Consider the following 23,391-nt stretch of genomic DNA (forward strand, 5'->3'; position numbering starts at 1 on the left):
TTACGTGTGCCGCCGAACGTCATCGGGCGAGCGGCTTTGCCGTGACGACGAGGTTGGCGAGGTAGCCGCCCCGCTCGGGCACGAACGGCGGCGCGCAGGTGATGAGCGTCAGCACGGGTGGGCCGCTCCGGCGGAACGCGGAGGCCGGAAGGTCGTCCTTCGGCACCGTCGTACGGGCGGTGACGCGGTAGGAGACGGGGTCGGCACCCTCGCGCCGCACCTCGACGCGGTCTCCCGGCCGTACGTCGTAGAGCGCCGCGAACTCGCCGAGCGCGCCAGTGTCGTCGTCCACATGCCCGACCAGGACGGACGAGCCGTGAGGGCTGCCGGGTGTGGGCCCGAAGCGGTACCAGCCGGCGACGGCGGGGTCGTCGGGGATGGTCATCGTGCCCCGCTCCGTAACGCCCACCGGCTGAACTCGGGCGTTCAGATCCACATCCCGTACGACGACACGTGCGGGTGCGTGCTGCTCGTGTCGTGCGTCCAGAGGTGATGTCGGTGGCGCCTCGGCCGTACCGGGAATCCCGGCGGGGCCGAAGTCGGCCGGTGGCGCACCTTGTTCCGGCGACGCGGGGCCCAGCGACAGGACCGCCGCCAGCGCGGCGGTCCCCGTCGTCAGGCCCGTCAGTCGTCGCGCCCCGTCACCCACGCCGGCCCGCGGTCCGGCGGACCACCAGGACGCCGGCCAGCGTCACGATGCCGGCCGCGGCGGCCCAGCCCAGCCAGGCGTCGGAGTCGTTCGTCGCGGCGGCCGCACCGCTGCCGCCCGCGTGGACGCCGCTCGGGGCCGACTCCATGCCGGCGAACGTCTGCGTTGCCAGCGCCAGGTTCTTGTCCTCGGCGCTGCCCCACGCGTAGACGACGTTGCTGGTGCCCTCCTTCAGGTTGAGGTCGGCGGGACCGATGGCCACGGTGTCCGTGCCGGCCAGTACGACATCGGCGGAGACGGTGCCGGAGTCGACGACCGTGCTGTCCTGCTTCGGGTTCTCCAGGTCCTTGAACACCGGCTGGCCGCCCGCGCGGACGTCCACGGCCGGTGCGGCGGCGACGTGGCGCACGGTCAGCCGTGACTTGCCCGCGTCGACCTTGGACACGTCGTTGACGAAGGCCGTGAGCATGGGCTTGCCGTCGGCGGAGAGGTGGGCCGCGATCGTGGCGTTCGCACCCTTCGGCACCTCGATCTTCTTCTCGACGGCCGGTGCGCCGTCCGGGCCCTGACCGGCCTCGAAGATCTGGATGTCGTAGGTACCGGCGTCGAGGGACTGCGGGTCCGTCACGGTGCCGGGCTTGAAGTCGCCGAGCAGTTCGTCTCCGTTGGCGTAGACGTCCACGGTCATCCCGGGCACGCCGTGGAAGACGGACACCATGGCTTTGTCGTCCTCACCGGTGGGTGCCGCCATCGCCGGCGCGGTGACGCCGAGTGCCAGGGCGCAGGCGCAGGCGCCTGCGGAGGCGGCGAGGGTGAGGGGAGTGCGGGAAGTCATGGGATCATCCCTTCGTCGAGAGGTTCCGCATGTCGCGGAGTCTCACAAGGTGCTTCGCGGTGCTGCATGGCCACGGATGCGTGCGGTGCGGAAGTTCCGCGGTCGCTCTCAGCGGTCGGTGGCCGTCTCGTCGGTGGTGCCCCGCTCGATCCCCTTGCGCAACCGGTGCAGGCCGCGCCGCGCGTGGCTCTTCACCGTGCCCAGGGGCAGACCGGTGCGCTCCGCGATCTGGATCTGCGTCAGGTCCTCGTAGAAAGCCAGGCAGAGCACCTCGCGCTGATGCCGGGACAGCCTGGAAAGGGCGTCGACCAGGAGCACCCGGTCCAGGACGTCGTCCGGCGTCGCTTGCACGTGACGTTGTGCGTCGGCGTCGTGAGACGCGGCGTCCAGCAGTACGCCGCGCCTCGTCCTGGCCGTCAGGGCGTCCGCGATCTTGCGCCGGGTGATGCCCACCAGCCAGGCGCCGAGGGGACCCCGCTCGGGACGGAACCCGGACCGCCCGCGCCATGCGCCGAGGAAGACCTGCTGGGTGACATCCTCGGCCTCGTGCGTGTCGCCGAGTGACCGGGTGGCCATCGTGTGAACGAGTGAGCCCCAACGCCGGTAGACGGCCGCGAACGCGTCCTCGTCAGCGGCACACAGACCACGGGCCAACTCGTCCTCGTACCGGATCTCCCCCGGAGCCTGGGAACGCGTGCCCGGGGACAGCACATTGGTGATCATGGCCTGGTTCCTCCATCCGTGCGTTCCGTGCGATCCGTGCGTTCCGTGCGTTTGCCGCGATTCCGGGGCGCCTGGATTCCAGCTTTGTGTGCCTGAACGACGCAGGCAACATGCGTCGTTTGTGCGTCGTACGATGGAGTTGTGAACGAGGACGACGACGCGCTGACGAAGCGCGGTGGCGGGCTGACCACCGGTGAAGTGGCGAGGCGGCTCGGGGTGGCGCCCACGACGGTCCGTTCGTGGGACCGCCGCTACGGACTCGGCCCCGTCGGGCACACCGGCGGCCGCCACCGGCGATGGGCTCCTCGGGATGTGGTGCGGCTGGAGCGGATGTGCGCCCTGACGGCTACCGGGCTGCCGCCCGCCGAGGCCGCCCGGTTGGCGCTCGACGAAACCGGGCCGGACGTACCCGGGCAGCCCGACCCCTCGTCGCCGATTCCGGTGCCGGACCGGGATCCCGCCGAACGGCCGCGGACGGTGGCCCGTGGACGGAGCCGGGCCGGCAGCGGTCTGCAGATGGGTGACGTGCGCCAGGAATGCAGAGGAGTCGCCCGTGCGGCCCTGCGCCTCGACGCGGTCGCCCTCGACGGGCTCCTGGAGTCGGCGGTCGAGGAGCACGGTCTGGTCGCCGCCTGGACGGAGGTGATCACGCCCACGCTCCAGGCGGTCGGACGCAAGTGGGAGACATCGGGTGAGAGATACGTGGAGGTCGAGCACTTCCTGTCCTGGCATGTCTCCGGGGTCCTGCGGCGTCATGCCCCGCCTGTGGTCGCCGACCGGCCCGGCGCGTCCATCGTGCTCGCGTGTGTGCCCGCGGAGAATCACACGCTGCCGCTGGAGGTGTTGGCCGCGGCTCTTGCCGAGCGCGGCCTGCCTGTGCGCATGTTCGGTGGCGCGCTTCCCGCCGAGTCGCTGGTCACGACGGTCCGCAGGACCGGGCCCGCCGTGGTCGGGCTGTGGGCCCAGTCCCGCACCACCGCGAGCCGGCCCCTGGCTCAGCACGTGGCCGCGATCGAGTGGGGCGTACGCGGCGCCCGCAGGAGACCTGTCGTCCTGACGCTCGGTCCGGGCTGGTCCGGGCAGACCGTCCAGGGGCTTCCCCGCCCATCCGGGCTGGCCGAGGCTGTCACAGCCGTGGTTTCAGTGGTTTCCGTGGTGGGCGGGTGACGGGGCCCGGCCGACGGGTACCGGGCGGTCCCCGGGTACCCGCGGAGAGTGTGCCGCGATGGAGAAGCCGGAGAGGCAGACATGTCGGAGGATGAGGATCATGACCGCTCGGCACGACAGTCACGGCAGTCACGGCAGTACGGACATCGTCGTCATCGGTGCCGGGCTCGCGGGCCTCGCCTGTGCTCTTGACCTGTGCGGCGCCGGACGCCGGGTGACGCTTCTGGAGGCGTCCGACGGCGTGGGCGGGCGCATGCGCACGGACCAGGTGGACGGGTTCCTGCTCGACCGCGGCTTCCAGGTGTTCAACACCTCCTATCCACAGGTGAAGCGGCGCTTGGACCTGCGGAGTCTGCGGCTGCGACCGTTCACCCCGGGCATCGTCGCCCACACCTCGACGGGACCCGTCCGACTGTGCGATCCGACCCGGCTGCCCGGAGAGGCCGGGGCGCTGTTGCCGGGACGGGCGCTGCCTGCCCGTGACCTGGCCGCCATGGCAGCCCTCACCGCCCGGGACGCGCTTCTGCCCGCCGGCACCCTCAAACGGCGTCCGGACCGGTCCACCGCCGCCGCCCTGTCCCGCGCCGGGGTCTCCGCGGGCACGGTCACCGAGATCCTGCGTCCCTTCCTGTCCGGCGTCTTCCTGGAGGACCGGCTGGAAACGTCTGCCCGCTTCTTCCACCTGGTCTGGCGGAGCATGGTCAGGGGCACTCTGTGCCTCCCCGCCGACGGCATCGGAGCCGTACCCGCCCAGTTGGCGGGGCGTCTGCCGGAGGGCGTGCTGCGCCTGGAGACACCCGTCGAGACGGTCACCGACGACGGGGTCCTCCTGGCGGACGGCCGCGAGCTGCCGGCCGCGTCCGTGGTGGTGGCGACGGACGCGGTCCGGGCTGCTCGTCTGCTGCCGGGGCTGGAGGTTCCGGACGGCCGTACGGTCACGACCTACTACCATGCCGCCGCGCGCTCGCCCCTGGCCGAACCGACCCTGGTGGTGGACGGCACCCGGACGGTCCTCAACACGTGCGTACTCAGCGAGGTGACGTCCACGTACGCGCCGCCCGGCACCGCGTTGGTGTCGACCTCGGTCCTGGGGCCCGACCGGCCGGGGACGGGGGAAGGGGTGCGCCGGCGTCTGGCCGAGCTGTACGGCACGGACACCGGTGGCTGGCGTCAGGTCGCGGTGTACACCATCGAGGGAGCCCTGCCCGCCATGGAGCCGCCCTGGCCGCCGAGCCGCACGACGCGGTTCGCACCGGGCAGGTACGTCTGCGGGGACCACCGTGTCACCGGTTCCGTGCAGGGTGCCCTGGCGTCGGGTACACGGGCGGCGCGTGAGGTGCTGCGCGACCTCACGCGCTGTTGACTGGACGGCAACCGGGTCCGGCGCATCCACCGGCCGCCGGACCCCGGAAGAGACGGTGCGGCGGGGGCAGACCGCCTCCCCTTGCGGCGTCCCCGGCGGCCTCGGCGAACGGAGTCAGACGTGAAACTCGACGGCGCTCGTGTACTGGTGGCCGGTGCCACCGGCGCTCTCGGCGGTGCGCTGGTCGCCGAACTGTCCGCGAGAGGCGCGCGCCCGGCGCTCGCCGGACGTGATCCGGCGCGCCTCGCCCGGGCCGCCGAGCCGTACCGGGGCGCTGTGACCCTCCTCTTCGGCGCGTACGACCCCGAGACCTGCTCCCGCGCCGTGCACGGTGCGGTGGACGGCGCGGGAGCAGGTCTCGGGGTCCTCGACGCCGTCGTGACCGCGTTCGGGACGGTCGCTTTCGGGCGGACGACGGAGGTCGGCGACGAGGTGCTCACCGGCGTGGTGGCCGAATCCCCGCAGGCGGGGATGGCCGACTACAGCGCCTCCAAGGCCGCGCTCGGCGCCGGGCCGGGACACCTCGACACCGGCTTCGCCGACCGGGCCGTCGCGAGCACGGCACCCCCTTTGCCCGGGCCCGGGGGAGGTGACCCACGTCAGGTCGTTACCGCCGTGGCCGACGCCATGGAGGCGGACGCCGAACTGCTGCGGACGGCTCCGGACGGAACACCGGTCGTCGAACGGGGCGAACGGCGCGAACGGCGCGCCAGGTGAGCCGAAGCGACGACCCGTACGACGGCCCGTACGACGAGATGCGCGACGAAACGTGTGATGTGCTCATCGTCGGCGGCGGCGCCTCAGGACTCAGCCTGGCGCACCACCTGACGGCGACGGGCTCACGCGCCGTAACCGTGGTGGAGGCACCGGACGGTCCCCTGCGACCGCCGGAGCGGACCTGGTGCTTCTGGGACCACGGCGATGGCGACTTCGACGAAGCGGTGAGCGCCTCCTGGTCCCGGCTGCGGGTACACGGCACCGGTGGCGACGCCGTCACCGTCGAACCGTCGCCACTTCGCTACCGCATGATCCGCTCAGCCGTGTTCGAGCGGATGGTCCACGCCCGGCTGGCGGATACCCCGGGCGGGCGTCTGCTGCGCGCGACGGCGGGTACGGTACGCGCCACGGCCGGCGGAGCGGAGGTCCACTGCACGACGGCCGACGGCCGGACACTGACGTTGCGTGCCCGGCACGTCTTCGACTCCCGCCCGCCGCGCACCCTGCCGCCGGCCCGGACACAGCTCCTGCAGCACTTCCGGGGCTGGTTCGTGCGCACCGACGCGGCCCGGTTCGATCCCGAGGTCGCCGACCTGATGGACTTCCGGGTGCCGCAGCCACGCCACGGGCTCGCTTTCGGCTACGTACTGCCGCTGGCGCCTGACCGGGCGCTCGTCGAGTACACCGAGTTCTCCCGGACACCGCTCAGCACGGAAGCCTACGAGTCTGCCCTGACCCGCTACTGCGGCGACGTCCTCGAACTCCCCTCCTACACCGTCGAATCGGCTGAGCAGGGCGTCATCCCCATGACGGACGCGCGCTTCCCCCGACGGGTGGGGCCGTCCGTCTTCCGGACCGGGACCGCCGGTGGCGCGACCCGCCCCGCGACCGGCTACACCTTCGCAGCCGTACAACGGCAGAGCCGGGCCATCGCCGCCGCCCTGCACGAAGGCCGCTCACGGGTTCCGCCACCGCACGGACGGCGGGCGCTGGCCATGGACGCGGTACTGCTGCGGGCCCTGGACACCGGACGAATCAACGGCCCCGACTTCTTCACCGACCTGTTCCGCCGTATCCCGCCGCAACGTCTGCTGCGCTTCCTCGACGGAGTCACCTCGCCCCTGGAGGAACTCGGCATCGGCCTGCGTACTCCCGTGGGGCCCATGCTCCGGACCGCCCTCGAACTGCCCTTCCTGTCCCGCCGCCCCCACCCCGCACCCCGCACCGGAGGAAACCCCCGATGACACTGCTGCGCGACCACGACCTGGCACGCGCCTTCGACCACGCCTCGCACACCTACGACCGCCTCACGGCCCTCAACCCGGGCTACCGCACCGACCTGCTGCGCTCGGCGCGACGCCTGCGGCTGCCCGACGGCGGAGCCGGTCTGCACCTGCTCGACCTCGGCTGCGGCACCGGCGCCTCCACCCTGGCGCTGCTGCGAGCCGCCCCGCGCGCCCGGATCACGGCCGTCGACGCGTCGGCCGGCATGCTGCGGCGGGCCCTGGCCAAACCGTGGCCTGCCCGCGTGCGCTTCCGGCACCTGACCGCCGAGGAGGTGGCCAGGACCGGGGACGACCTCTACGACGCCGTCTTCGCCGCCTACCTGTTTCGCAACGTCACCGACCCGGACGACGTCCTCGGGAGCGTCCGGGCTCTGCTGCGACCGGGCGGTCGGCTCGCCGTCCACGAGTACAGCCTCAGTGGCTCCGCCGCCCACCGCGTCCTGTGGGCAACCGTGTGCCAAGGAATGATCATCCCCGCCGGCACCCTCACCGGCGACCGCGCGCTCTACCGCCATCTGTGGCGCAGCGTCCTCGACTTCGACACCGCCCCGGCCTTCACCGCCCGGCTGACGCAAGCGGGTTTCACTCATCCGCGGGCCGTGCCCGTCGCCGGCTGGCAGACCGGCATCGTGCACTCCTTCCTGGCCGGCAACGGCCCTGCGGCGGCCACTGCGGCATCGGCGGCCGTGGCGTCCACGGCGGTCACGGCGGACGCCCGGTGAGCGGCCCGCACCGCCGCGCCGCACGACGGGGCCGCGACCGCAAGGCAGCGGTCCTGATGCCCCCGCCCGGCCGGGACCGGTTCGATGACGCGGACGCGCCGCACGTCGCCGTGGCCGGCGGCGGTGTCGCGGGTCTCGCCGCCGCCGTTCTGCTCGCCGAGCGTGGCGCCCACGTGACCCTCTACGAACGGAACGAGTCGCTCGGCGGCCGTCTCGCCGGATGGCGCACCCGTCTGGCGGACGGCTCCGAGGCGACCATGAGCCGCGGCTTCCACGCCTTCTTCCGTCAGTACTACAACCTGCGCGGCCTGCTGCGGCGAACCGACCCAGGGCTCGACCGTCTCCGCCCGCTGCCCGACTACCCCCTGCGGCACAGCGGAGGACTGACCGACAGCTTCGCCCGCGTCCCGCGCACACCGCCCCTCAGCGCGCTCGGCTTCGTCGCCCTGAGCCCCACCTTCGGCCCGCGCGACCTGGCCGCCATGGACCCCCGGGCAGCGCTGCCACTCCTCGACGTCCGCGTTCCCGAGGTCTACGACCGCTTCGACTCGCTCGGCGCGACGGCGTTCCTGGACCGCGTAGGCTTCCCGCAGGCGGCGCACCATCTCGCGTTCGAGGTGTTCTCCCGCAGCTTCTTCGCGGACCCTCGTGAACTGTCCGCCGCCGAACTCCTGCTGATGTTCCACATCTACTTCCTGGGCTCGTCCGAGGGCCTCCTCTTCGACGTGCCGGACGACCCGTTCCCGCAGGCCCTGTGGGAACCCCTCGGTGACTACCTCCGGCGCCTGGGAGTGCAGGTGCGCACCGGCACCCCCGTGCGCGCCGTGCACCCGGACGACGACGGGGGAGTGACGGTGCGGACCGACACCGCCGCCCACCGGCACGACGCCGCGGTGCTCGCGCTCGACCCCGGCGCGCTGCGCGAGACCGTGGCGGCCTCACCCGGCCTCGGCACCCCGGCCTGGCGCGACGACGTCGCCGCCCTGCGCACCGCGCCGCCCTTCCTCGTCTCCCGGCTCTGGCTCGACCGGCCCGTCCGTGCCGACCGTCCCGGCTTCCTCGGCACCAGCGGCTACGACGGCCTGGACAACATCAGCGTCCTGGACCGCTACGAGGGGGAGGCCGCCCGCTGGGCCGCCAGAACCGGCGGAGCGGTGGTGGAACTGCACGCCTACGCCGTCGAAGCCGGCGCGGACCGGGAGCCGGTCCAAAAGCGCGTGCTCGACAGTCTGCGCCGGGTCTACCCCGAGACGGCCGGCGCACAGATCGTCGACGCGCGGTACGAGTGGCGTGCCGACTGCCCGTTCTTCCCGGTCGGCTCCCATGCCCGGCGGCCCACCGTGTCGACCCCCCACCCCCGGGTGACGCTCGCCGGGGACGCCATCCGCTGCGACCTGCCGGTGGCTCTCATGGAACGCGCCGCCACCACCGGCTTTCTGGCGGCGGGTGAGCTGCTCGCCCGGTGGGGCGTGCGCGGGCAGGTGCTGTGGACGGTGCCCCGTGCGGGCCGTTCACCCGCGCTGAGAGCACTCGGCGCACTCGGCAGACGCTGAGTGCCCTGTCCCGGACTCGGTGCCCGAGGTGCGGGGCCGCACCCGGTGTCGGCCCGTCCGCCGCCACGCTCACCCCGGGAACCGCCCGGTGCTCCGCAGCGCCCAGCGCCGCTCCGCGTAGGCGAGGTCGTCGCGCCACAGCCGCCCGGCCGTCCGGCGCATCAGCGGGCGCAAGGCGGGAGCGACGGCCCGCGCCAGTGCGAAACCGCGCCGGTCCGAGGCGGCGACGACCGCCTCGACCACGGCGGTCCGAGGCTGCCCGGCCCCGGCCCCTGCTCCGGTCAGCGGCGTGGCATGCGTCTCCACCACGGATGTCGCTCCCTCGCCCTCGATGATCCGCATGAGCACCGTGCGCGGCCCGGGAGTCGTGAACTCGGCCCGCACCGGGACCACAAGACGGCCCGTCACGCGGAACGAGACATCGACCACGAACGCGTCGTCCTCATCGCCCCGGGGAGGCCGCACCACCGTCAGGTCGACGAACGAGTACGGATGGAACCAGGAACCGTGCCACGGATCCAGCCGGTTGGCGACCACGTCCTGCGGCTCGCACCGACCCACCGCGACGAACACGGCGTCCACCGCGGCGCCCGTCGTCGGACGCTGCGGCACCAGCGGCCGCGCCAACGGTTCCTCGCCGCCCACCGAGTCCAGCCGGACCCAGACAAGCACCCCGTCGTCGTACACGGGATACGGTTCCCAGCCCGCGCGGGGACCCCCGTCCAGGGCCAGTCCGTGCCAGTGACACACCAGCGTGCCGCAGACCACCCGGCTGTCGCGCAGGGGCGCCCCGAGGTGCGGACAGGCGCCGGGCCCGGCGCGCAGTTCACCCGTGTCCGAGCGCCACAGTACGACTTCGACGCCGCCCACCGTCCTGCCGCGGGGCGGACCACCCGGCCGGACCTCACGTGAGGCACCGACGACGAACCAGTTGCCGGCCGGACGGGAAGAGGCGCGCTTCAGCGCCTCGGCGATCAGGGCCGGGCGCGCCTCCTGCCAGGTCGGGGTCTGCGCTGCCCAGTCCGACCGGCCCCGTCGCCGCAGCGGCGCGGTCCAGCCGGTCCGATTCCGTCGCTCGGTCACCGCGTCGGTCCTTTCACCTGACGTGCCGTGCCAGTCGCCGACGGCGTCCGACGCCGGTTCCGTGTGCGCCACCGTGCGTCGGCGATCCGTGCGAAACCGGCAGCGGCCGAGGCCGCACGGCGTCGGCGGGACACCACCGCACGGCGATGCAGAACCGTGTAGTCCTGATCCGCGATCGCGTCGAGGATGCCACCGTAGAGCGTGAAAGCGGTGCGGATACAGGGCCGTACACGCGGATCGAGCATGGCGATGCCCGGCTCCGCATCCCGGTACACGTCCCTCGTCATTGCCTCGGCCGCGGCGAGCGCCGCGCGGATCCTCGGATCGCGCCGCCCCGTGCCGCGGCTCCACTCCAGCAGCTCCCGGTCCACGCCGTGCGCGGCGAGCAGGTCCGCCGGCAGGTACACACGGCCCCGGTCCAGGTCCTCGCCCACGTCCCGCAGGAAGTTCGTGAGCTGGAACGCCACCCCCAGAGCCGCCGCGTGCGGCGCCGCCTCCTCACGGGGGACGACCGTGCCGAGGACCGGCAGCATCTGCAGACCGATCACCGCGGCCGAGCCGTGCATGTACGCCCGCAGCTCCGCGTAGGTCGGATAGTCCGTGACGTGCAGGTCGCTGCGCATCGACGTCAGGAAGTCGGCGAACAGCGAGTGGTCGATGCCGTACCGGTCGGCGGTGTCGGCGACGGCCCGCACCACCGGCTCGTCCCCGCCGCCGCCGCTGCGCAGCGCGTGCGCGAGGTCGCCCTCCAGACACTTGAGCAGCCGGTCGCGCTCGGGGGGTGCCTCGCGCCGCTCCAGGTCGTCCACGATGTCGTCCGCCCACCGGGCGAAGCCGTACAGCGCGTGCACGGCCGAACGATGCTCCACCGGCAGCAGGCGCGTGGCCAGGAAGTAGGTCCTGCCATACCGGGCGTTCAACTCCCGGCAGCGGGTGTACGCATACCGCAGCGCGGGGTCCGTGACACCCGCGGCGTCCAGTTCACGACGGGTCATGGGCACCTGCCACAGGTGGGGCGCAGGAGCCGGCCGGGGTGGACACCCGCCGGCCACTCAGGGATCGGCGATGCGCGCCCCCGGTGATCCGGTCGGCGGCGAGTCGGCCGCTGATGAGCACGGTCGGGACTCCGACACCGGGAGTGGTGCCGCAGCCGGCCAGTACGACGTTCTCGACACCGCGGACGAGGTTGCGGGGGCGGAACGGACCGGTCTGGGCGAAGGTGTGGGAGACCGAGAAGGGGCTGCCGGCCGCGTGCCCCTGCGCCGTCCAGTCCAGCGGTGTCACGAGCTGCTCCTCCCTGACACTCGCCGAGAAGGCATCCAGCCCCCGGCGTTCCAGTTCGGCGACGAGGCTGTCGCGGTAGCGCGGCCCGAGGTCCCGCCAGGCCTCGGCGGAGGGGCCGACCGTGGTGTTGGGGCAGGGCGCGAGGACGTAGTGCAGATGCCCGCCGGGCGGAGCCAGCGAGGAATCGTGTGCGGTCGGCCTGGTGATCAGCAAAGACGGGTCGCTCATCAGCCGTCCGGTACGGGTCAACTCGTCGAAGGTCTGCTCCCAGGCAGCACCGAAGGAGAGGGTGTGATGGGCAAGGCCGGGCCAGGTCCGGTCGGTCCCGGCGTGCAGGACCACGGCGGACGGCGAGTGGCGCAGCCGTACCGGACGCCGTGGAGCACGGCCCAACAGCCGGTATGCGGTGGGCAGTTCGCACGTCAGCACCACCGCATCGCAGGGGATGCGCTCACCGGAGGCCAGCCGTACGGCGCGTACCCGGCCGGCCGAGCGCTCCAGCCCGGTCACGTCGGAGTTCCAGCAGAAGTCCGCGCCCGCGTCGGCCGCCGCGTCCGCCATGCCGCGGGGGAGTGCGTGCATGCCGCCCTTGGGGAACCAGACGCCGGCCACCGTGTCCATGTACGCGATCACCGCGTAGGCCGCGAGGGCCCGGGCCGGGGCCACTCCGGCGTACAGGGCCTGGAAGGAGAAGACCCGGCGCAGCCGCGGATCGGAGAGGAAACGACCGATGCGTGCGTCCAGCCGGCCGAATCCGCCCAGCGCCGCCAGACGGGCCAGGTCCGGGTGCATGAGCTGGAAGGGGGAGTCGAAGTTGGAGCCGATGAAGCGTCGCATCTGCGCCCGGTACAGCCGCTCCAGCCAGTCCCGCAGTCCGCGGTAGCCCAGGGCCTCGGCCGGTCCGGCGAATCGTCGCACCTCCGCCTCCATCGCCTCACCGTCGGTGTGCACGTCTAGCGAGGTGCCGTCCGCGAAGCGGGCCCGGTAGGCCGGGTGCAGGGCCACCAGCTCGACGCGCCGGGCCAGACTGTCACCGACGGCCGCGAACGCCTCGTCGGCCAGATGCGGCATCGTCAGCACCGTGGGACCGGTGTCCACCTGGTGGCCGCCGAGCTCCACCCGGCCCGCCCGGCCCCCCGGGCTCGCGTCCCGTTCGACGACCGTCACCCGGCGGCCCGCTCCCAGCAGGTGCAGGGCACACGCCAGGCCGGACAGTCCGGCACCCACCACGACGACGTGGTCCGTCCGACCCGGCACCGTCCTCACGCGACCTCCTCGGTGCGGCGCCCGGGGACGCCCGAAGCCCGTTCGACCATCGCCGCGAACTCCCCCTGTACGGCGGAGGGCGCCCCGGTCCGTCCGAAGTGCCGCAGACCGTCGGCCGCCAGTTCCGCGATCTTCGACTCCACCACGGCCCGGGCGCCGGTCCGCTCCAGTGCGGCCCGCATGTGCTCGACGGCGTGGCCGGATCGCCCACCCGGGCCGGGGGAGAGTACGGCGGCGGTCTCCTCGTCGCTCTCGGCCTCCGCGAGCCGGAGCGCGACGGCCATGAGATAGGTGAGCTTGCGCGAACTCAGGTCCTCCCCGGTCGGCTTGCCGGTGACCGCCGGGTCGCCGAACGCGCCGAGGAGGTCGTCCCGGAGCTGGAAGGCCAGTCCCACGCACCGGCCGGCGGAGCGCAGGGCGTCCAGGGTGTACTCGTCGGCACCGGCCAGTGAGGCGCCCAGCGTCAGTGGCCGCGCGACCGTGTACAGCGCGCTCTTCAGTACGGCGACCGCCAGCGCCTCCTCGGTGCCCGACGCGCCGGTCGCCTGTGCGTGGATGTCCCGGTACTGCCCGGCGACCATCTCCTCGCGCATCGCCCGCCATTCGCGATGCAGTCGTGCGCCGTGCGGCGAGCCGAGGGCCGTCTCCGTCAGCAGATCGTCCGCCCACACCAGCGCCAGGTCGCCGGCGAGCACCGCGGCGGAGGCCGCGAACGTCTCCGGTGGGCCGCTCATCCCGGCGGCCCGGTGCATGCGGGCCAGGTCCACGTGCAGGGCGGGCGCTCCGCGGCGCAGTGGCGAACCGTCCATCACGTCGTCATGGACGAGCGCGCACGCCTGCACCAGTTCCAGGGCGGCTCCGGTGCCGAGGACAGCCGTCGCGTCGCCCGAGCCGCCGGCCGCCCGCCATCCGCACCACGTGAACGCCGTGCGCAGCCGTTTGCCGCCGCATCGTACGAACGTCGTGACCCGTCCGGCCACGTCGCGAGCGAACACCGGATCGGTCGCTCGGGCCTGACGCAGTCGCGCGTCCAGGACACGCTCCAGCACCGCCTCGACGTCCGCGACGGCGTGCAGGGCCGTGAGCGGGTCCCCGACAGGTCCGTCCGCGCCGGCCACGGCCGACCGTAGTCCAAGCATGCGCAACCCCTTCTCACTCGCCGTCACCCGCACACCATTGCTTCGGCTGTCGCGCAGGGTGTGGATGCACTGGGCACCGTGACCGTCGTAAAAGAGCGGGTTCCCCGCCGGCCGCTCGTCCCACCGGCCCCATCCGTGTGTTTCACGGCGGTGCGTCGCCACGCGTCCGCTCCCGGCGGCGCAGTTCGGTGAGGTCGGTGAGCCGGTCGAGTCCCCGCACGGCGCGGGCGGTGCGGTGGTTGTGCTCCAGCCGTGCGCGGTGCCGGTCCATGAAGGACCAGTAGCCCGCCGTATAGGGGCAGGCGTGTTCGCCCGTCCGGTCGCCCGGCCGGTACGCGCACCGGCCGCACAGGTCGCTCATCCGGTTGATGTAGGCACCGCCGGAGGTGTAGGGCTTCGTGGTCATCCGGCCGCCGTCGGCGTACTGGGACATGCCGACGACGTTCGGCACCATCACCCAGTCGTACCCGTCCACGAAGCAGCGGTGGAACCAGTCCGTGACCGCGGCGGGATCCCAGCCCCGCTGGAGTGCGTGACTGCCGAGGACCATGAGCCGGGGGATGTGGTGCGTCCACCCCGTGTCGCGCACCTGGGCCAGGACCGTGCGCAGGCACCGCGCTTGAACCGCGTCCGCGTCCAGGTCGTTCCACCAGTCCGGCAGCGGTGCGGTGTGGCCCAGGACGTTGGAGCGCCGGTACTCCTCGCCGAAGTACCAGTACAACTGCCACACGTACTCGCGCCAGCCGGCGACCTGCCGGACGAAACCCTCGACGCTGTTGAGCGGCGCCCGCCCGGCACGCCACGCCCCTTCCGCCCGCTCGACGCACTCGGCGGGGTCGAGCAGACCCAGGTTGAGCGAGGAGGAAAGGAGACTGTGGCTCATCACGGGGTCGGCGGCGAGCATCGCGTCCTCGTACGGGCCGAACGCACCGAGCCGGTGCTCGACGAAACGCCGCAGTGCCGCCCGGGCCTCGGACCGGGAGGCGGGGAACAGCCGCGGCCCGTCCCGACCGACGAAGGACACGTCGCCGTTCTTCTCCCAGCGGTCGAGATCGTGCCGTACCTCGTCGTCGATCTCGTCCTCACGGGGCCGGTACGGCCGGGAAACCGGAAGGGCGGACGCGTCGCGGGGCGGTGGCCGCCGGTTGTCGTGGTCGTGGTTCCAGTGGCCGCCGGCCGGCCCGTCGCCGTCCATCAGCAGGTCGTGTCCCTGCCGGACCCAGCGGTAGAAGTCCTCCTGGCGAAGCCTCCGCCCGTCCTTGCCGTCCGCCCACGCCGCGAAGTCGGCCACGGGCACCAGGAACCCGCGCGCGGGGCCCACGGTGACCCGCGGCAGCGAACGCACCAGCCTCACGGCGGCGTAGGAGGTGGGATGGTGAACGGTCACCCTGTTGCCGCCCGCCGCCCGCGCCAGGCCCTCCCGGTAGGTGTCCGCGCGCACGTAGGTGACCCGGTCGCCGAGCTCGGCCGCGCGATGGCGCATGGCCGAGAGCACGAGGTGGGCCTTGGCCCGGTGGAAGCGCCGGCGCCGGAACACCGACCGCGCCTCGATCATCAGCAGAGGTGTGTCGCGGGTGAGGCCGCTGTCCTGCGAGGGGTGCAGGAAGTGCGGACCGAGCTGGTCGCCGAAGAGCCAGTGCACGACGCCTCCCCGTCAGTCCCGGCCGCGCGCGTGTTTGAAGCGGGCCAGGCCGTCGCCGAGGTCGATCAGTGGTTGCGGGTAGTTCAGCCGTGCCCGCTCGTCCTCGGGCAGCCGCCACGGCTCGTGCACGCGGGCGGGAGGCACGTCCCGCAGCTCCGGAACCCAGCGGCGGACGTACGCGCCGTACGGGTCGAAGCGCTTGCCCTGGACCACCGGGTTGAGGACACGATGGGGGCGGGTGTCCGTGCCGGTGCCCGCGACCCACTGCCAGTTGAGCTGGTTGTTGGTGACGTCGCCGTCCACCAGCAGGTCCAGGAAGTGCCGGGCGCCGATCCGCCAGTCCACGTACAGCGTCTTCGTCAGGAAGCTCGCCACCAGCAGCCGGGCCCGGTTGTGCATCCAGCCCTCGTGCCGCAACTGGCGCATCGCCGCGTCCACGACCGGGTAGCCGGTGCGGCCCTCCCGCCACGCCGCGACGTCCTTTGACGCCTCCGCCCCGGTGCGCCACCGGTCGTGCCGGGTGCGGTAGTCCTGGACGGACGCCTCGGGCCGGGCAGCCAGGACCTGATGGTGGAAGTCGCGCCAGCACAACTGCCGCACGAACGCCTCCGCCCCGGGGCCGCCGTGCTTCCGGGCCCGCTCGACGAGCTCCACCGGTGACAAGGCTCCGAAGTGCAGAAAGGGCGAGAGACGAGAGGTCGCGTCGCCCGCCATGTCGTCGTGCCGGTCCTCGTACGCCGACAGGTCCTCACGGGCCCAGCGGGCGAAGCGGTCCCGTCCCTCGGCCTCCCCGCCGGCGGGCAGCGCCGGCGAGATGCCGGACACCTCCTCGTGGGAGGGGAGCGGCTCCCCGCGCACGCCGTCGGGCACCCGCACGGTCCGCGGCGCGGGGTGGACGTCCCGCAACCGCTGCGTCGACCAGCGGCGGAAGTACGGCGTGAACACGGAGTAGTGGTCGTTGCCCGACGGTGTCACGCTGCCGGGAGCCACAGCGGTGATCACCGCGTCGTGCACGTGCAGCGCCACGCCGCGATCGCCGAGGGCCTTGCGCAGCAGCTCCTCACGGCGGTGGGCGTAACGGGTGACTCCCGCGGCGACGTGCACCTCGTCCGCGCCGCACTCGGCGGCGAGCGCGGCAACCTCCCGGGACACCGGCCCCGTGCGCAGCACGAGCCGGCCACCGCGCCGGCGCAGCGAGCCGTCGAGGTCGCCGAGGCAGTCGGCGAGGAAGGCCGTCCGGTTCGGCGCGTCGAACCCGGCCGCGTGGACACCGGGATCACGCACGAACAAGGGCACCACCTCGTCGGCCGCCGCGAGCGCGGCGCGCAGCGGCGGATGGTCGTGCAGACGCAGGTCCGAGGTGAACAGGACGACCGCGACGGTCATGGTGACGCTCCTACGGGTGGTGCGCTGAGGGACTGGCCCTTATCTCGTCTGTCTCGTCTATCTCGTCGGACTTCTCCTGCCACGCCGCCCTCGGATGCGGCCCGCACCCGACGGGTCCCCGCGTGCGCCCAGGCCCTTGGCCGCGGCCTGGGTGATGTTGCGGGCCATGCCGCCGAACACGACGGCGTGGAACGGGGAGACGGCCCACCAGTAGGCGTGGCCGAGCAGCCCCCTGGGGTGGAACAGGGCGCGTTGCCGGTAGCGCGTACGGCCCGCGTCGTCCGTCTCCGCGAACATCTCCAGCCACGCGAGGCCGGGCAGTCGCATCTCCGCCCGCAGCCGCAGCAGGCGGCCCGGCTCGATCTCCTCCACCCGCCAGAAGTCCAGCGAGTCACCGACCCGCAGTCGCTCGGCGTCCCGTCGGCCGCGGCGCAGTCCGACGCCGCCGACGAAACGGTCCAGCCAGCCCCGAACCGCCCACGCCAGTGGGAAGGAGTACCAGCCGTTGTCTCCGCCGATGCCCTCGATCACCTTCCACAGCGCCTGACGGGAGGCGTCGACCGGCAGTTGCCGTACGTCCTCGTAGAGGCTGCCGCCGGACCAGTCCGGGTCGGTGGGCAGGGGATCGCTGGGAGCCCCGGGCACGGCGGCGGACGACCAGCGGGTGGCTACCTGCGCCTCCCGCACCCGCCGCAGGGCAAGGGCCAGCGCCTCGTCGAAGGGCAGCGGGCGCCCCGGCAGATCGGGAACGTAGCGGGCGATGTCGTGCTCGTGGCACACCACCTCGTGCCGCAGCGACTCCGTCAGGGGCCGGGCGAGCGAGGCCGGCACCGGGGTGACGAGTCCGACCCAGTGACTGGACAAACGAGGCGTGAGCACCGGTACGGGCACGATCCTCCGGCGCCTGAGCCCGGCCACGGCGGCGTACCCGTCCATCATGTCCCGGTAGGTCAGGACGTCCGGGCCGCCGATGTCGAACGCCCGGTCCACGTCGTCCGGCATGGTGGCCGAACCGACGAGGTAGCGCAACACGTCCCGTACGCCGATGGGCTGCGTGCGGGTGTGCACCCAACTCGGTGTCACCATGACCGGCAGACGCTCGGTCAGGTAGCGCAGCATCTCGAACGACGCCGAACCCGAGCCGATGACGACCGCCGCCCGCAGCACGGTTGCCGGGACCGGGGAGTCGAGGAAGACACGTCCGACCTCCGCCCGGGACCGCAGGTGCGGGGAGAGCGTCTGCTCGGACACGCCCCGGGGAGTGAGGCCGCCCAGGTAGACGATCCTGCGTACTCCCGCCTCGTGCGCCTGCTCGGCGAAGACTCTGGCCGCCCGGCGGTCGGTGTCCTCGAATCCGGAACCGCTGCCGAGTGCGTGCACCAGGTAGTACGCGACGTCGATCCCGCGCAGGGCCGCGGCGACCGACCGGGCGTCCGTGACATCTCCTCGGACCGTCTCGGCCTCTGCCGACCAGGGATGGTCGCGGAGTTTTCGGGGGGAGCGGGCCAGACACCGGACCCGGTGGCCGGCCTCCAGCAGTTCCGGCACCAGACGCCCGCCGACATAGCCGGACGCTCCGGTCACGAGGCAGTGCAACCCGCCCGGGACGGCCTGTCCGTCGGTTCCCATGGTCGCTTCCTCCAGGTACTCGTCGCCGTTGCCGTCCCTGTCCCCCGATCATGGCCGCGACACCGTGACCACGCCCGTCGAGGTGAAGCGGCCGGAGTCGGCGACGGGAAAGCCGGACCCGGGTCGTGCGTGAGCGCCGGCTCTCCGTCCGCTGCATCGCGTGTCGTCGGCCGGCCACACCGGCCCTCACGCGGACACTTCGGGCGCTGCCGGGCCGGCGGATGCGGGGCGCCGGGATCGATCCGACGGGATCAGCCGGGCGGCACACCGGGGGTGCGGGCGGCGGCGTCGGCCCGCCCGCCGGCGCCGAGCAGTCCCGTGGCCTCGAAGGTCTCGGCGGCGGCGAGACGGGGCAGTTCACGTCGCGACAGCATGGTGACGACCGGTGGCATCGCCGCCCGCACGAGTTGGGTCGACCGCAGCCAGCGGGGTACGTAGACGGCCGGCCGGCGTCGTTCCATCGAGTCGACCAGCCGCCCCGCCACATGGGCGACTGGATAAACCTTGCGCGCCGGTGGCGGCATGTGTCCCCGTAGTTCCCGCAGCACCGCGTGCGCGTCGGCGTCCCGGACCATGTCGGTGTCCGTCCAGTTGATGTAGGCGATTCCCACCCCCACGCGCTGGTGGGCCAACTCCGCCCGCAGGGAGTGGGCGAACGACTCGACACCCGCCTTCGACGCGCAGTAGGCGCTCATCATCGGCGCGGCACCGATGGACGCGAGCGACGCCACTTGGAGGAAGAACCCGCGCGTGGCGAGCAGGTCTCCCATGAACGTCCGGGCGGTGGTGGCGCTGCCGATCAGGTTCACCTCCACCACCCGGCGCCAGAGGGCGGGGTCGGACTCGGCGAACGGCCCGCCCTCGGCCAGACCCGCGTTGGCCACCACGAGGGCCGGGGGCCCCAGCCGCCTCCTGATGTCCGCTCCGGCCCGGGCCATGCGCCCGTCGTCCGTGACATCGACCTCCCAGCACTCGGCGGCACCGGGCGGCAGCGAGTCCCGGACGCGCGCCAGCGTTCCCTCCTCACGGCCCAGAAGCGCCACTCTCGCTCCCCGCCCGGCCAGGTCCCTGGCCATCGCCTCTCCCAGACCGCGCGCCGCTCCGGTCACGACAGCGATCCGGCCCCGCAATGGGCTTCCACCGCACTCTCGGCTTCCGGCGACCCGCATGAAACGGCTCCTCTCCAGGGGATGCCGACGGCCCGGCCCACGCTAGAGGCGGTGCGGGCCCTCGGCACGTCGGGCGTCGTCGTGGGAGAGCGCACTGGGCCACCAGGCCCGGGGCCCGATGTCGATCATGAGCGCCGGTACCAGCAGCGAGCGGACCACGAGGGTGTCGAGGAGCACCCCGAAGGCCACGATGAAGGCGATCTGTACCAGGAAGGCCAGGGGGATGACCATCAGCGCCGTGAACGTCGCGGCGAGCACCACACCCGCAGAGGTGATCACCCCGCCGGTCGTGGTCAGCCCGCGCAGCACCCCCTGCCGCGAGCCGAGTGTGAGCGCTTCCTCCCGCACCCGGGACATCAGGAAGATGTTGTAGTCGACGCCGAGAGCCACCAGGAACACGAAGCCGTAGAGGGGGACGGACGCATCCGTCCCGCTGAACCCGAAAAGATGCTTGAAGACGAGCGACGAGACACCCAGCGTCGCCAGGAAGTTGAGCGCGACGGTCGCCACCAGCAGCACCGGTACGAGAAGGGAGCGGAGCAGCAGAATCAGGATGAGGAGAATGATGCCGAGGACCACGGGGACGATCACCGTCCGGTCGTGGGCGGCGGTCTCCTGGGTGTCGTACTGCTGTGCCGTGTACCCGCCGACCAGCGCGTCGGCCCCCGGGACGGCGTGCAGGTTCTCGCGCAGCCGCTCCACGGTCTCCTTGGCCGCGTCGCTGTCGGCCGCGGCCTTGAGGGTGGCGTCGATGCGGACGCGCCCGTCCACGACCTGGGGCTCACCGGCCCCGGGACGTCCCGAGGCGGAGACCGCGCTCGCCGACGCCACGCCCTCGGTGTCCTTCGCGGCGGCGGTCACCGCGTCGGCACGGTCCGCGTCGGCGATGATCACCGCGGGATTGCCCGAGCCTCCGGGGAAGTGCTGACCGACCGTCTCCTGGGCGGCGACGGAGGGGGCGTCGTTGACGAAGATCTCGTCGAGAGGCACGCCCCTGGCGGACAGCGTGGGGGAGAAGGCCGCGAGGGCGGCGAGGAAGAGCGCGGTCACGGCCCAGGTGAGGCGGGGCCGGGCGTTCACTCTTGCCGCGACCCGGCGCCACACCGAGTGGCCCTCCACGGAAGCGTCCTTTGCCTTCGGGTGGGTGGGCCAGTAGGCGGTACGACCCAGCAGGGCCAGGACGGCCGGCAGGAAGGTGAGCGTGGTGAGCACGGCGCAGACGATGCCGATGGCACCCACCGGCCCGAGGGCGCGGTTGTTCGTGAGATCACTGGCGAGCAGAGCCAGCAGCCCGAGCGCCACGGTGGCGGCGCTGGCGGTGATCGCGCCGAAGGACCGCCGCACCGCTGCCACGGCGGCCGCGACGCGGTCACCCCGCACGCCGAGTTCCTCCCGGAAACGCGCGGCCAGCAGAAGCGCGTAGTCAGTGGCGGCACCGATCACCAGGATGGACAGGATGCCCTGCACCTGGCCGTCGACCCTCACCACGTCCCGCTCCGCCAGCGCGTACACCACGGCACACGCCAGTCCCAGGGCGAAGACCGAGCCGAGGATGATCAGGAACGGCAGCAGGACACTGCGGTAGACGAGCAGAAGGATCACCAGCACGGCGGCGAGTGCCACCCCCAGCAGGAGTCCGTCGATGCCCGCGAACGCGTCCGAAAGGTCGGCCTGGCTGGCCGCCGGTCCGGCGATTTGGGCCTCGGTGTCCGGCACTCTCTGCGCCGCCGCGCGCACCTCGTCGAGCACCGTGGGCAACTCGTCGCCCAGGTCGGGCCGGAGTTGGACGACCGCCTGCAACGCCTGACCGTCTTCGGAGAGCAGGGCCGGCGACGGCCGGCCGACCACGCCGGTACTTCCGTCGAGTGTTCCCACGGCGTCCGTGGCCGCCGCCCGCTGTGCCGCCGTGATCCGGTCCCCGTCCGCCGTCCACACCACGATGGCCGGCAGGGTCTCGGACTGGTCGAACGCCTCACGCGCCTTGAGTACCCGTGTCGACTCGGCGCTCTGCGGCAGGAAGGCGGCCTGGTCGTTGGTGGCGACCTCGCCCAGCTTGCCCGCGTACGGCCCGAGGGTGCCTCCCACACCCAGCCAGACCAGCAGCAGAACGAGGGGTACGAGCCACCGGGCCCAGCGCGGTGCGGTTCTCATGAGCATCCCCAGCAGTGGAAGAGTTAAGTCAATGAATGAGTATCTCAATCATTGAGTGATCCTATACTAGAGCCATGAGCGGCCCAGGAGTCCCTTCGAGACCTCTTCCGGAAGAAGACCCGACAGGGTTGCAGTCCTTCGCCGTCCTGCTGCGACAGATGAACAGCGAGTTCAATCGCCTCGCCCACGAATTCGCCCAGGCGCACGACTTGCACCTCACCGATGTCCAGGCCCTGATCGCCATCCTGGACGCCGACCCGAACGGTCGGGACGAGCCCATGACACCCAGCCGTCTGCGCAAGCAGCTCAACCTGACGTCCGGCGCCGTCACCGCGTGCCTCGACCGGCTGGAACGGGCAGGACACATCCACCGGGTCAGGGCCACCGACGACCGCCGCGTCATCCACCTGCACTTCGCCGCCGCCGCGAGAGGTATGACCAGCGAGTACTTCCGCCCGCTCGCGCAAAGCACCGACACCGCGCGCAGCCGCTTCACGGCCGAGGAGCTCACGGTGATCGTCCGCTTCCTCGGGGAGATGAACCGGGAACTCGTTCTGCTGCGTCAGTCGTGGCCCATGGGCTGAACGCCGGCGGGCACGGTCAGCCGCACCTCGGTCCCGCCCCCGCGCGCGGGGCCGACGACCAGGTCGGCGCCGATCAGCAGGGCGCGCTCACGCATGCCGCGGATGCCCGCTCCCTCGGCCTCCTCGGAGCCGTCGACGCCGCGGCCGTCGTCGCGCACCCGGAGTTCGACGGCGTCCCCGGCACGCTCCAGGGTGAGGAGCACCACACGTGCGTCGGCGTGCCGGGCCGCGTTGGTGAGGCCCTCCTGCGCGACCCGGTAGAGGACGAGATCCGCGTTGTCGCCGAGGTCGGGCAGGCCGGAGGCGATGTCGTGGCGCACGGTCAGCGACGGGCCGGTGAACTCGTCCGCCAGTGATCGCAGCGCGCTGGTCAGGCCCAGTTCTTCCAGGACCCCCGGGAGCAGGCGGCGGGCGATGCGGCGGATCTCGTCCAGGCTGGACCGGGTGGTCTCCTGCACCTGCGAGAGCTGCGCCCGCACCGGTCCGGGCGCCTGGTCCGCGACCCGTTTGAGGTCCAGCAGCACGGCGGCGAGGGTCTGTCCCACCTCGTCGTACAGCTCCTGGGCGACACGGTGGCGCTCCGACTCCTGCGCGCTCAGCGTCCGGGCGGCGCTCAGCGCGCGTTCGGCCTCCAGCCGGTCGAGCATGGTGTTGAAGGTGGTGATCAGCTCGGCGATCTCACCGTCGCCGTCCACCTTCGGACGGACCCGCGGCCGCAGCAGGTCCGTGGTCGTCATGGCGCGCGCGAGCTGCCGCAGCGGCCCGAGACCGATTCGCAGCAGCAGGACGTTGGCGATCAGTATCACCACGAGACCCACCGTGAGGATCGCCGCCTCGGTCAGCAGCACGGGCGTCGACACGGTGACCGGTCCCAGCAACAACGCCGTCGCGGCGACCAGCACCACGGCGTTGAACAGCGAGATCCTCCAGAACAAGGGCACCCGGTACCGCCTCTCCGCCGTTCAGTCGTTCGCAGCAGCGTCCGCGACGGACGGCCCGGAGTCCATCGGTTCCGGCACCCATTTCATCCACCACCACGCACC

Annotated in this window: 20 protein-coding genes; 7 read left to right on the plus strand and 13 right to left on the minus strand. The window is 72.7% G+C overall.

Features of this window, described 5'->3' with window-relative positions:
* Positions 1–19 precede the first annotated feature (19 nt).
* From KUM40_RS13915 to KUM40_RS13925, 3 genes are all read right to left on the minus strand, one after another.
* Positions 20–436: a class F sortase gene (locus tag KUM40_RS13915; protein ID WP_374227384.1), complete on the minus strand. Its 417-nt coding sequence runs from the start codon at positions 434–436 to the stop codon at positions 20–22.
* Positions 437–641: 205 nt separating this feature from the next.
* Complete coding sequence (locus KUM40_RS13920; RefSeq protein ID WP_217166167.1) at positions 642–1,484, minus strand: DUF4397 domain-containing protein; 843 nt, start codon at positions 1,482–1,484, stop codon at positions 642–644.
* 108 nt (positions 1,485–1,592) lie between these two features.
* Positions 1,593–2,207 (minus strand): sigma-70 family RNA polymerase sigma factor, encoded by a 615-nt coding sequence (locus KUM40_RS13925; RefSeq protein ID WP_217166169.1) that lies wholly within the window; start codon positions 2,205–2,207, stop codon positions 1,593–1,595.
* Between the two features lie 141 nt (positions 2,208–2,348).
* Between KUM40_RS13925 and KUM40_RS13930 the strand changes: the two genes are divergently transcribed.
* The 6 genes from KUM40_RS13930 to KUM40_RS13955 all read left to right on the plus strand — a co-directional run bounded on the left by KUM40_RS13930 (position 2,349) and on the right by KUM40_RS13955 (position 9,015).
* Positions 2,349–3,374 carry a MerR family transcriptional regulator gene (locus KUM40_RS13930; RefSeq protein ID WP_217166171.1) on the plus strand — a complete coding sequence of 342 codons (1,026 nt, stop codon included), beginning with the start codon at positions 2,349–2,351 and terminating at the stop codon, positions 3,372–3,374.
* A 100-nt stretch (positions 3,375–3,474) separates the two neighbouring features.
* Entirely contained in the window at positions 3,475–4,737 is a 1,263-nt protein-coding gene (locus KUM40_RS13935) for an NAD(P)/FAD-dependent oxidoreductase (RefSeq protein WP_217166173.1), read from the plus strand.
* 120 nt (positions 4,738–4,857) lie between these two features.
* On the plus strand, positions 4,858–5,454 hold the full coding sequence (locus KUM40_RS13940; RefSeq protein ID WP_217166174.1) for an SDR family NAD(P)-dependent oxidoreductase: 597 nt from the start codon (positions 4,858–4,860) through the stop codon (positions 5,452–5,454).
* Between the two features lie 38 nt (positions 5,455–5,492).
* A complete protein-coding gene (locus KUM40_RS13945; protein ID WP_217166468.1) occupies positions 5,493–6,698 on the plus strand; it encodes a lycopene cyclase family protein in 1,206 nt (401 codons plus the stop codon).
* Positions 6,695–7,462 carry a class I SAM-dependent methyltransferase gene (locus KUM40_RS13950; protein ID WP_217166175.1) on the plus strand — a complete coding sequence of 256 codons (768 nt, stop codon included), beginning with the start codon at positions 6,695–6,697 and terminating at the stop codon, positions 7,460–7,462. The genes KUM40_RS13945 and KUM40_RS13950 overlap by 4 nt, the downstream gene beginning before the upstream one ends.
* Positions 7,463–7,518: 56 nt before the next feature.
* On the plus strand, positions 7,519–9,015 hold the full coding sequence (locus KUM40_RS13955; protein WP_217166469.1) for an NAD(P)/FAD-dependent oxidoreductase: 1,497 nt from the start codon (positions 7,519–7,521) through the stop codon (positions 9,013–9,015).
* 69 nt (positions 9,016–9,084) lie between these two features.
* On the opposite strand, the gene KUM40_RS13960 is transcribed toward KUM40_RS13955, so the two are convergent.
* From KUM40_RS13960 to KUM40_RS14000, 9 genes are all read right to left on the minus strand, one after another.
* Positions 9,085–10,098 carry a DUF5914 domain-containing protein gene (locus tag KUM40_RS13960; RefSeq protein WP_308401138.1) on the minus strand — a complete coding sequence of 338 codons (1,014 nt, stop codon included), beginning with the start codon at positions 10,096–10,098 and terminating at the stop codon, positions 9,085–9,087.
* On the minus strand, positions 10,095–11,093 hold the full coding sequence (locus KUM40_RS13965; RefSeq protein WP_217166178.1) for a phytoene/squalene synthase family protein: 999 nt from the start codon (positions 11,091–11,093) through the stop codon (positions 10,095–10,097). The genes KUM40_RS13960 and KUM40_RS13965 overlap by 4 nt, the downstream gene beginning before the upstream one ends.
* Positions 11,080–12,648: a phytoene desaturase family protein gene (gene crtI, locus KUM40_RS13970; protein ID WP_217166179.1), complete on the minus strand. Its 1,569-nt coding sequence runs from the start codon at positions 12,646–12,648 to the stop codon at positions 11,080–11,082. Before crtI ends, KUM40_RS13965 begins: the two co-directional genes overlap by 14 nt.
* Entirely contained in the window at positions 12,645–13,787 is a 1,143-nt protein-coding gene (locus tag KUM40_RS13975) for a polyprenyl synthetase family protein (protein ID WP_217166180.1), read from the minus strand. Before KUM40_RS13975 ends, crtI begins: the two co-directional genes overlap by 4 nt.
* Positions 13,788–13,929: 142 nt before the next feature.
* Complete coding sequence (locus tag KUM40_RS13980; protein WP_217166182.1) at positions 13,930–15,429, minus strand: cryptochrome/photolyase family protein; 1,500 nt, start codon at positions 15,427–15,429, stop codon at positions 13,930–13,932.
* Positions 15,430–15,441: 12 nt separating this feature from the next.
* Positions 15,442–16,815 (minus strand): deoxyribodipyrimidine photo-lyase, encoded by a 1,374-nt coding sequence (locus KUM40_RS13985; RefSeq protein WP_217166184.1) that lies wholly within the window; start codon positions 16,813–16,815, stop codon positions 15,442–15,444.
* Positions 16,816–16,872: 57 nt separating this feature from the next.
* A complete protein-coding gene (locus tag KUM40_RS13990; protein ID WP_217166185.1) occupies positions 16,873–18,444 on the minus strand; it encodes an SDR family oxidoreductase in 1,572 nt (523 codons plus the stop codon).
* 251 nt (positions 18,445–18,695) lie between these two features.
* Positions 18,696–19,613 carry an SDR family oxidoreductase gene (locus KUM40_RS13995; protein ID WP_217166187.1) on the minus strand — a complete coding sequence of 306 codons (918 nt, stop codon included), beginning with the start codon at positions 19,611–19,613 and terminating at the stop codon, positions 18,696–18,698.
* A 42-nt stretch (positions 19,614–19,655) separates the two neighbouring features.
* Positions 19,656–21,764: an MMPL family transporter gene (locus tag KUM40_RS14000; protein ID WP_217166188.1), complete on the minus strand. Its 2,109-nt coding sequence runs from the start codon at positions 21,762–21,764 to the stop codon at positions 19,656–19,658.
* 74 nt (positions 21,765–21,838) lie between these two features.
* On the opposite strand from KUM40_RS14000, the gene KUM40_RS14005 reads away from it, so the two are divergent.
* A complete protein-coding gene (locus KUM40_RS14005) occupies positions 21,839–22,348 on the plus strand; it encodes a MarR family winged helix-turn-helix transcriptional regulator (RefSeq protein ID WP_254395067.1) in 510 nt (169 codons plus the stop codon).
* On the opposite strand, the gene KUM40_RS14010 is transcribed toward KUM40_RS14005, so the two are convergent.
* Entirely contained in the window at positions 22,327–23,289 is a 963-nt protein-coding gene (locus tag KUM40_RS14010) for a sensor histidine kinase (RefSeq protein WP_217166190.1), read from the minus strand. The genes KUM40_RS14005 and KUM40_RS14010 overlap by 22 nt on opposite strands.
* Positions 23,290–23,391: the final 102 nt, after the last annotated feature.

The sequence above is a fragment of the Streptomyces sp. AC512_CC834 genome (assembly GCF_019049325.1).
In the GTDB taxonomy this organism is placed as follows: Bacteria; Actinomycetota; Actinomycetes; order Streptomycetales; family Streptomycetaceae; genus Streptomyces.

Excerpts from the sequence above, each read along its gene's own strand:
- KUM40_RS13920 (WP_217166167.1), bottom strand. The coding sequence starts at position 1,484 with ATGACTTCCCGCACTCCCCTCACCCTCGCCGCCTCCGCAGGCGCCTGC.
- KUM40_RS13925 (WP_217166169.1), bottom strand. The coding sequence starts at position 2,207 with ATGATCACCAATGTGCTGTCCCCGGGCACGCGTTCCCAGGCTCCGGGG.
- KUM40_RS13935 (WP_217166173.1), top strand. The coding sequence starts at position 3,475 with ATGACCGCTCGGCACGACAGTCACGGCAGTCACGGCAGTACGGACATC.
- KUM40_RS13945 (WP_217166468.1), top strand. The coding sequence starts at position 5,493 with ATGCGCGACGAAACGTGTGATGTGCTCATCGTCGGCGGCGGCGCCTCA.
- KUM40_RS13950 (WP_217166175.1), top strand. The coding sequence starts at position 6,695 with ATGACACTGCTGCGCGACCACGACCTGGCACGCGCCTTCGACCACGCC.
- KUM40_RS13955 (WP_217166469.1), top strand. The coding sequence starts at position 7,519 with ATGCCCCCGCCCGGCCGGGACCGGTTCGATGACGCGGACGCGCCGCAC.
- KUM40_RS13965 (WP_217166178.1), bottom strand. The coding sequence starts at position 11,093 with ATGACCCGTCGTGAACTGGACGCCGCGGGTGTCACGGACCCCGCGCTG.
- KUM40_RS13975 (WP_217166180.1), bottom strand. The coding sequence starts at position 13,787 with ATGCTTGGACTACGGTCGGCCGTGGCCGGCGCGGACGGACCTGTCGGG.
- KUM40_RS13985 (WP_217166184.1), bottom strand. The coding sequence starts at position 16,815 with ATGACCGTCGCGGTCGTCCTGTTCACCTCGGACCTGCGTCTGCACGAC.
- KUM40_RS13990 (WP_217166185.1), bottom strand. The coding sequence starts at position 18,444 with ATGGGAACCGACGGACAGGCCGTCCCGGGCGGGTTGCACTGCCTCGTG.
- KUM40_RS13995 (WP_217166187.1), bottom strand. The coding sequence starts at position 19,613 with ATGCGGGTCGCCGGAAGCCGAGAGTGCGGTGGAAGCCCATTGCGGGGC.
- KUM40_RS14000 (WP_217166188.1), bottom strand. The coding sequence starts at position 21,764 with ATGAGAACCGCACCGCGCTGGGCCCGGTGGCTCGTACCCCTCGTTCTG.
- KUM40_RS14005 (WP_254395067.1), top strand. The coding sequence starts at position 21,839 with ATGAGCGGCCCAGGAGTCCCTTCGAGACCTCTTCCGGAAGAAGACCCG.